The 7,582-nt window shown below is 35.4% G+C and carries 4 protein-coding genes, 1 pseudogene and 1 riboswitch; of the genes and pseudogenes, 1 reads left to right on the top strand and 4 read right to left on the bottom strand.

Features of this window, described 5'->3' with window-relative positions:
* The first annotated feature begins 144 nt into the window (after window positions 1-144).
* Window positions 145-231, top strand: a riboswitch (cyclic di-GMP riboswitch).
* Between the two features lie 338 nt (window positions 232-569).
* Window positions 570-2,948 (top strand): bifunctional diguanylate cyclase/phosphodiesterase, encoded by a 2,379-nt coding sequence (locus I4N53_RS00315; RefSeq protein WP_214495309.1) that lies wholly within the window; start codon window positions 570-572, stop codon window positions 2,946-2,948.
* 146 nt (window positions 2,949-3,094) lie between these two features.
* Here the strand turns inward: I4N53_RS00315 and nifS are convergent, their stop codons facing one another.
* The 4 genes and pseudogenes from nifS to I4N53_RS00335 form a co-directional block, all read right to left on the bottom strand.
* Window positions 3,095-4,249, bottom strand: coding sequence for a cysteine desulfurase NifS (nifS, locus tag I4N53_RS00320; protein ID WP_214495310.1), 1,155 nt, complete (start codon window positions 4,247-4,249; stop codon window positions 3,095-3,097).
* A 357-nt stretch (window positions 4,250-4,606) separates the two neighbouring features.
* Window positions 4,607-4,838, bottom strand: a pseudogene (locus tag I4N53_RS12585) (cation transporter).
* Window positions 4,839-4,875: 37 nt separating this feature from the next.
* Window positions 4,876-6,846 (bottom strand): heavy metal translocating P-type ATPase, encoded by a 1,971-nt coding sequence (locus I4N53_RS00330; protein WP_214495311.1) that lies wholly within the window; start codon window positions 6,844-6,846, stop codon window positions 4,876-4,878.
* Between the two features lie 19 nt (window positions 6,847-6,865).
* A complete protein-coding gene (locus I4N53_RS00335) occupies window positions 6,866-7,231 on the bottom strand; it encodes a helix-turn-helix transcriptional regulator (protein WP_013150878.1) in 366 nt (121 codons plus the stop codon).
* Window positions 7,232-7,582 lie beyond the last annotated feature (351 nt).

The following is a 7,582-nucleotide window of genomic DNA, read 5'->3' on the forward strand; positions in this document are numbered from 1 at the left end:
TTTTTTTTTTTTTTTTTTTTTTTTTTTTTTTTTTAATTTTCGAAGGAATTATGGTTTTTTTGTCGAATATAATAATTTAGTAGCTAATAATGTAAAAAAACATCGAACTACTTAACATAACTTTTTTAAATTACTAAAATGATATTATGAGAGAGGCAAACCTACCGAAAGGTAAGGGCGCAAAGCTACAGGTCTGAGTCATGCAGATGCTATGACGGCTGGGTTGCCAATTTGTAGTCATCAAAGTAGGCGACCGAAGTAGTTGCCTATTTTTTATATGGTCCACTCGAAATTGATTAAATCCAACTTGTTCTTTTAAATATCTATTAAGGTAATAAAGATAAAAAGAGTTCTTGCATTTATAGATAAAGACCGTTATAATGCAAAAATTTCCACAAATGGTTCGGTTTCCATTAATGGCAAGGTTAAGAGATTAACACAATCGAATTGGACAAAAATATCTTCATAAAAGAAACTGGATCACACAGCGTCGGCAGTCACGTCCATGAATCTGCTATTTCGAAGAATACATCCGACAGAAAGAATAGTTGTCCAGAAAGGAGAAATTAATGGTGAATGGTGAGAAATTTCCTATTGAGAAAAAAAATAAGAGTTTTATTGAAGAATCAAAGGAATCAATTGCTTATCTTCAAAGGAAAGAAGAATTTTTAAGTAGAATTTTTGAAAATGAGCAAATGCTTATAGTAGTCTGGACATTGGATGGTAGAGTAGTTTGGTTCAACAAATATGCCCAGGCTGTAATTGGTATAGCAGTCGAAGAACAAACAGAAAAGATAGATGCAGGTTTAATAATTCCCAGAGAGATGATAAGCCATATAAATGAAAAGTTGGACAATACTGAAGATAGAAGCATTCATTACAAATGTGAAAATCCAATAGTTTTGAAAGACGGCAAAGAAATTTATATTATGTGGCATAATAGTATTATTTGCGATGACGAAGGAAACCACTATATTGTTTCCACTGGTATAGACATTACAGACCTAAAGAATGCCGAAAGGAGACTTGAAGAAACAAATCGTAATCTTCTTGCTTTAAACGAGAAATTGATGGCTCAACAGGAAGAGCTCTCCGCCATGAATGAAAAACTTATAGCCCGGGAAGAAAAGTTGAGGCAGAACTTAATTGAAATACAAAGGCAGCAGGAAGAACTGAAAAGAAGTGAAGAACGCTACAGGCTGGTAGTTGAAGGAGCAAGTGATGGACTATGGGACTGGGATTTAATAACGGATACGGCATACATATCCAAGAGATGGAAAGATATTATTGGTTTAGATAAAGAAGTAGTAAACAACTACCGTGAAACATGGACTAAATTCATTCATCCCAGAGATGTTAAAACAGTCATTAATAATCTACGTAATCATCTCGAAAAAAAGACGCCTTTTTATTTGTGCGAATACAGGATCAAAACAAAAGACGGTAGATATATTTGGGTTCTAAGCAGGGGAAAGGCATTGTGGAATGAAGAGGGCAGAGCCATAAGAATGGCAGGGTCACACACGGATATTACTGAACGGAAGCAGATGGAAAGCAAGTTAAAACACATGGCATTCTATGACCCTTTAACCGACCTCCCTCGCCGGGAGGTTTTTATGGATAGGCTCAAAATTGCCATGGCAAATGCAAAAAGGAATGGGAAAAAACTTGCAGTGTTTTTTCTCGATCTTGATAATTTCAAAACTATCAATGACTCCCTGGGACATCATATAGGTGACAGGTTGTTGAAAAAGATTGCCAAGAAACTGAAAGCGTGTCTGCGTGAATCAGATACGGTATCCAGAGTAGGCGGTGATGAGTTTGTCATTTTATTGCCTGATATAATAGATATTGAAGATACGAATAAGGTGGCAAACAGAATATTGGAACTTTTCAACCAACCGATAAAGTTCAATAATCATGAATTGTATGTCACTATTAGCATAGGTATTGCCATATATCCTGACCATGGAAAAAATGAAAAAGCTATAGTCAAAAATGCAGATATAGCGATGTACAGGGCTAAAAGAGATGGAAAAAATGGTTTTCAATACTTTGACAGTATTACGAGGAAAGAAGTCGAAGTTGCTAATACAATAAGAAGAGATTTAAGAGTGGCTTTGGAAAATGGACAGTTCTTTTTGTGCTATCAGCCCCTTGTTGATATAAAGACTGGTAAAGTGGCGAGTATGGAGGCACTCCTGAGGTGGCAGCATCCTAAAAAAGGACTGATCAGCCCCATTCATTTTATTCCAATTGCTGAAGAAACACGACAAATAATATCTATAGGTGAATGGATGTTAAGGACAGCCTGCAGGCAAATGAAAGAATGGCTTAATATGGGATATTCCGGTTTCAGCGTTTCGGTGAATGTTTCAGTACATCAGCTGCAGCAGCCTGATTTCGCAAAGGTTGTGTTAGATATACTAAACGAGATTGACCTTGAACCAAGATTCTTAGAACTGGAGATTACTGAAACCGTCCTTATAGAAGCAATGGATACGGTAGCTAGAAACCTTTATCGCTTGAAAGAGGTAGGTGTCAAAATAATAATAGATGATTTCGGAACGGAAAATAGTTCTTTCAAATACATCCAAAAATTTATGGTTGATGGTTTGAAAATTGACAGGTCGTTTGTTAGTAATATAAAGGTAGGAGTAAATAAGGCTATTGTTGATGCAATTATTTTCTTGGGACACAGGATGAAACTCGGAGTAACTGCCGAAGGTGTGGAAACAAAAGAACAGCTTGATTATCTTGTAGAGAGCGGGTGCGACAAAGTTCAAGGTTATTATTTCAGCAAACCGTTGCCTCCAGACGAGGCTATCCGAATGGTTCAGAAAGAATGCAATTATTTTATCTTTTCTCCTCACACTCAAAAGTGTTGCCAGGAGGTAGACAGAGCGAAAGACATAGGAGACAGGGATAAGAACCGGAGGAAAGGCTGAAAATACTTAAAAAGTGAACAAGAAAAAGCAGCAAAAGTGGATTAAGACTTTTCATATGCCAGTGGATTGTAAACACCCGCAGTGGAAAAATCGAAGTACAGTAAAGAGGAAAGCTGCTACATTTGCACCTAGCCAAAATCATTCTCTCATACAATCTGTGATATTGACCTTAATCTTTTAACAATTTGTGGAAGTGCTTCCAAAACCTTATCTATATCTTCTTCAGTGTTATCTTTACCTATTGTAAGTCTCAATGACCCTCGAGCTAATTCTTTTGAGAGCCCAATTGCCAGAAGCACATGAGAGGGCTCCAATGAGCCAGAAGTGCATGCTGAACCACTTGAAGCACATATTCCTGCCATATCTAAGTTTAAAATAAGGGATTCGCCATCTATAAATTCAAATGATACATTAACATTGCCTGGAAGCCTTTTTGTTGGATGTCCGTTTAACCTCACATATGGTATTTTTTCTAATATTCCATTTATAAGTTTATCTCTTAAAAATGTAAGTTTATTCATATGACAATCCAAATTTTTCGTGATAAGCTCTATCGCTTCCCCCAGTCCTACTATTCCTGGAACATTTTCTGTGCCCGCTCTTCTATTTTTTTCCTGTGTTCCACCTTGTATAAACGAATGAATCTTTACACCCTTCTTTATATATAATGCTCCCACGCCTTTAGGTCCATATATTTTATGGGCAGATAGAGATAATAAATCAACATCTAATTTTTTTACATCTATTGGTATATTACCAACTGCTTGCACAGCATCAGTATGAAAGTATACATTTTTCTCATGAGCTATTTTGACAAGCTCCTCAATTGGTTCAATTGTACCTATCTCATTATTGGCAAACATTACAGAAACAAGGATTGTTTTATCTGTGATTGCCTTCTTTAAATCTTCAGGTTTTACAACTCCATATTCGTCAACCGGAAGATATGTTACTTTGAATCCCTCTTTTTCAAGATATCGGCAAGTATTAAGTACTGCATGATGTTCGATTTCCGTTGTAATAATATGATTTCCCTTATCTTTTAACGCATATGCTACACCCTTTAATGCCCAATTATCAGACTCAGACCCACCACTGGTAAAATATATTTCGTCAGAATCTGCCCCTAGTGCTTTTGCTACTTTTTCCCTCGCTTCTTCAATAGCTTTTTTCGCTTCTTGACCATATGAATACGGTGAAGATGGATTACCAAAAATGTCACTATAATATGGTAACATCGCCTCTAATACCCTTTTATCAACTGCTGTAGTCGCAGCATTGTCTAAATAAATTCTATCCACAAAAATCGCCTCTCTCTATTATTTTCTACTTCTTAGTATCTCTCTTACCTTTATAATTTCATCGATAATGTCAAGATTTAATGTGTCAGGAATAAATCCAGCTCCTATTCCTTGAACCTTAATTTTGAGTATTATGATAAGAATTATAAATTTTCTCTTTTTAAGGTATCACAATCTTATCTCAATATCAATAGGTGCATTTACGTATCCAAATTGCTATTCCTTATTAAACTGAATGGGCGGTACCAAGCCGCCCAACATATCTTTTCCTTAGGCAGTTGTAAATTATTTAGAAAAGTTAACACTGATGTTTTACAAATTCCACAAAACATCCTCCTACTTTACACTTTAAATTTTTTAATAGGTATTACACTTCATATCATGTATCAATAATTGCTTTTTCATATCATCCACAGAAACTTTAGCAGGGTCATATGTTGCCGTAATATTCCCTTTATCAAGGTCAACAAAGCTTAAATACCCCATTTAACTTCTTTAGTGCATTTTCAACAGACATTTTGCAATGGTTACATGTCATCCCCTTAACATTTATGACGATAGTCTCACCCTTAGCTCCAAACAAACCCATAATTCAGATCCTCCTTTTCTAAAAATTAATAATATTTTTATTTTTTATTAAGCAATCTTAAGGAATTAAGGACGGCAAGGAGTGCAACACCTACATCGGCAAACACAGCTTCCCACATTGTAGCAACCCCTAAAGCGCCAAGTGCTAAAACCACTACTTTTACTCCTAATGCAAGAAGAATATTTTCCCATACTATTAACTTTGTCCTTTTGGATATCTTTATAGCTGTTACCAGTTTTGACGGTTCATCTGTCATTAAAACTACATCGGCTGCCTCTATAGCAGCATCTGACCCGATTCCACCCATTGCAACACCCACATCAGATCTCGCTAAAACCGGTGCATCATTTATGCCATCACCGACAAATATGAGCTTGCCTTTTTTATTGTCAGCATACAATTTCTCGAGTACGCCAACTTTCTCATTTGGAAGAAGTTGTGAATGCACTTCACCAATCCTTAATGAAGCAGCGATTTTATCGCTGACAGTTTTGTTATCCCCCGTAAGCATGACAATCCTTTTAATGCCCATCTTCTTGAGACTTTCTATAGCTTTTGAGGAATCTTCTTTTACTTCATCGGATATAAGGATATAGCCACAGTATTTGTTATCTATAGCTACATGGATGATAGTACCTGTTGAGTCACCGGTAACACAATCAATATTTTCCCTCTTCATTAATTTAGCATTGCCCACAAGGACCTCTTTTCCTTCTACATTTGCTCTTACGCCATTTCCTGAAATTTCTTCATACTTTTTTATTTTAGTTCTGTCTACTTCTTTCCCATAGGCTTTTAAAATGGATTCTGCTATAGGATGATTTGAAAAACTTTCGGCATATGCCGCATATTCCAAAAGCGCATCCCTACTTATACTATTTACAGATTTAATTTCCGTTACCTTAAATACCCCTTTTGTAAGGGTACCTGTTTTATCAAATACAACAGTTTCTACATCGCTTAACGCTTCCAAATAGTTACTTCCTTTTACAAGGATGCCATTTTTTGAGGCAGCACCTATACCAGCAAAAAAGCTTAAAGGAATTGACAACACCAGTGCACAGGGGCACGCTATAATAAGAAAAATAAGTGCTCTATATATAAATTCCTTGAAGGTTGCTGTTGGTATAATTAAAGGAGGAATTACTGCAATAATCAATGCCAAAAAAACAACAATAGGAGTGTAATATTTAGCAAACTTTGTCATAAATTTTTCTGTAGGAGCTTTCTTACTGCTAGCCTCATCAATAAGTCCTAGTATTTTTGAAACAGTTGATTCTGCAAACTCTCTGGTTACTTCGATTGTGAGAAGTCCATTTTTATTTATAAAGCCACTTAAAACGTCCGCGCCTTTATAAACCTCTCTTAAAACAGATTCTCCTGTTAATGCAGAAGTATCCACCATCGATTCCCCTTCGATTACTTTCCCATCAAGTGGTATTTTTTCACCAGGCTTTACTATGATGACGTCTCCCGGTCTTACTTCTTGTGGTGAAACCCTCTTTATTTCATATCCAATTTTTAAGTTGGCATAATCGGGACGAATATTCATTAACTCTTTAATAGACCTTTTCGAACGGTCAACAGCAATATCCTGCAGAAGTTCCCCAATTTGGTAAAAAAGCATTACGGCTACACTCTCAGGATACTCTCCAATAGCAAAAGCACCAATTGTCGCTATGCTCATGAGAAAATACTCATCAAAAATCTGCCCTTTCAAAATATTTTTGGTAGCTTTTAAGACAACATCTCCTCCTGCGATTATATAACTTATGAAAAATAAGGTAAATTTGATATAACCCAATAAATTAAATAGCAATGCTATTGCAAACAAGATAGCAGAAATCCCATATTGAATGATTCTCCTGTATACTTTATCAGAGTCATCATTCTCAAAAGAAAGCTTACAACTATCAGAATCACAATTTGCGTTAAGAAAACTTTCTTTTGCATCTCGGGCACAACTTCCACAACCAAACCTCTCAAAAGGCCTTTTATTATTTTGCATAGTATTCACCTCTCCTGATTCACTCATTAATATGGTCAAAACCCTGTTCAAATATTTTCTTTACATGGTCATCCGCCAAAGAATAATAAACCACTTTCCCTTCTTTTCTGAATTTAACAAGCTTATTTTGCCTTAGTATCCGAAGCTGATGAGAAACTGCAGACTGGCTCATACCAAGAAGTACAGCAATATCACAAACACACATTTCTGATTCAAATAATGCATAAAGAATTTTTATCCTTGTAGTATCTCCTAATACTTTAAATAATTCCGCAAGGTCATACAGTTTTGTTTCCTCTGGCATAGCTTCTTTTACTTTATTTATAATATCTTCATGTATTACGCTAACTTCGCAGATTGGGATTTTGCTGCCCTCTCTTTTCATAGGTATCTCCTCCTTGTTTTAATATATGAATAATTGTTCATACTTTATTATATAATAATTTTTGCTTCCTTTCAAAAACTTCAATTTCTAATCCAAAAACTAAAATACAACTTCCAAGCTAGTTTTTAAAATAAAGTTGAAAAGAGGTTAACAATTTTTTTGATAAATAATTTCAATGAAAGGAATTTAAAGATTGCCAAGCGAATGAACCAAAGAAAATACTTGATATACATTTAGCCAAGGGAGAAATTACAGTAGAAGAATACAATAAATTAAAAAGTATTTTGTAAAATATAAACGATACAGATCCTAATAATGAAGCATTAGAAATTGCCAAGTTAAGGTACGCTC

This window comes from Thermoanaerobacter sp. CM-CNRG TB177, assembly GCF_018588165.1.
GTDB lineage: Bacteria > Bacillota > Thermoanaerobacteria > Thermoanaerobacterales > Thermoanaerobacteraceae > Thermoanaerobacter > Thermoanaerobacter thermocopriae.

Bases quoted from the DNA above. Each gene is read 5' to 3' on its own strand.
- I4N53_RS00335 (WP_013150878.1), bottom strand. From the start codon at position 7,231: ATGAAAAGAGAGGGCAGCAAAATCCCAATCTGCGAAGTTAGCGTAATA.
- I4N53_RS00330 (WP_214495311.1), bottom strand. From the start codon at position 6,846: ATGCAAAATAATAAAAGGCCTTTTGAGAGGTTTGGTTGTGGAAGTTGT.
- I4N53_RS00315 (WP_214495309.1), top strand. From the start codon at position 570: ATGGTGAATGGTGAGAAATTTCCTATTGAGAAAAAAAATAAGAGTTTT.